Annotated in this window: 2 protein-coding genes; one reads left to right on the top strand and one right to left on the bottom strand. The window is 56.5% G+C overall.

Annotation, left to right across the window (positions count from 1 at the left end; all coding sequences use genetic code 11):
* Nucleotides 1-178 precede the first annotated feature (178 nt).
* Nucleotides 179-523: a hypothetical protein gene (locus A2I95_RS39980; protein WP_291737884.1), complete on the top strand. Its 345-nt coding sequence runs from the start codon at nt 179-181 to the stop codon at nt 521-523.
* A gap of 387 nt (nt 524-910) precedes the next feature.
* Here A2I95_RS39980 and A2I95_RS39975 read toward each other — a convergent pair whose 3' ends face one another.
* Nucleotides 911-1,144 (bottom strand): DUF1289 domain-containing protein, encoded by a 234-nt coding sequence (locus tag A2I95_RS39975; RefSeq protein ID WP_027259205.1) that lies wholly within the window; start codon nt 1,142-1,144, stop codon nt 911-913.
* Between the last annotated feature and the right edge of the window lie 64 nt (nt 1,145-1,208).

Below are 1,208 nucleotides of genomic sequence, written 5' to 3'. Positions count from 1 at the left end.
TGTGCCTGCACGGGGTCGCGCCCTGGAGCGAGGGGGCCTCCGCACCGGAAGAAGGCCGCATGATCGCCTATTTCCGCCCGGAGCTGGCGGATTGGACCAAAGGCTGGCTGGCGGAGGGGTAGGTCGTTTGACTCTTGAGAATGTACTGGCCAACAAAGTGCATAGTTTTGAGGTTTAGATGAAAAAGGCCATTCTCCCGTCGTTGCTTTTAGTGACGCTCGTTTTGCTCGCGTACCAGTCATTGATCGCTTGGGATGTCCGAAACAGCAGGCGTTTCAATAAGGCCTATGGCTACTTTTTATCTGACGCAGCGGCGTTGGGATGCCTTTCTAAAGAGGCTCTTATTCAGGCTGCAGAGGCGAGGGGCTGGGAATATGAAGACAATCGCCAGCCTCCGTACCGCTCTTGGTCGCCGGATGAGTTCTCGGTGGCACTCAGAGTGTTTGTGGAGCCCCAATTGAATTTTTCAAAGGAACCGGGCGCAATGTTTTTCTTTGACGATGCAGGATGCTTGGTCTCGTAGTAGGCTGACGGCAGGCCTGTCAAATTGGCTGCAAAGCGCGGAGTAGCACATGCCCGGAACAAGCCGAAGGCGCCGGGCGAGCGCCTGCCCGTTCCGGCGGGCCGGCGCTTTGGAGAGGGCAGTGGGACACTGCAATCTGAGATGTTCTTGGCAGGGATAAAGCGGCAGTTCCTAATCTTTGAGGCGCCACCCCACGGGCAGGCGTGCGCCCTAAGATGTCAGGTTGGGAGTTAACACCTTGTTTTTGCAAAATAAGGCTTTCTGAGCGGACGAATGTTCGCCTTTAGCGGATAGGTCAGCACTTCTGCCTGAATGTTTCGCGTGCGAAACAAATGGTCAGTGCTTATTCCGCATGATTTACAGAGCCTTACCCAGCCGCGCGCCGCGTTAACTGCGCTTGAGCCTTGCGCTGCGGCCGCCGCGGCGCTTGACCAATTTGCTGGCGCGCTCGGGCAGGTCGTTCATAATGCCGGCGCGGTCCTCGTTGGTCATTTTCGACCAGTCGCGGATCTCGTCAATTGTGCGGTAGCAGCCGGTGCAGATCCGTGATTCCGGATGGACGACGCAGATCTTGATGCAGGGGCTTTGGATCTCGTCCCGTTTCCATACGTCGTCAGTCATCATTCATCCGTTCTTCAAATGCCGCATCCGGTCTAATGCGCCTTGGAGAATATAGGAGGCCGCG

It is taken from the genome of Leisingera sp. F5 (assembly GCF_001593695.1).
Note: the sequence above shows the minus strand (reverse complement) of the source record. Positions and strands in the feature narration are given on the sequence as shown.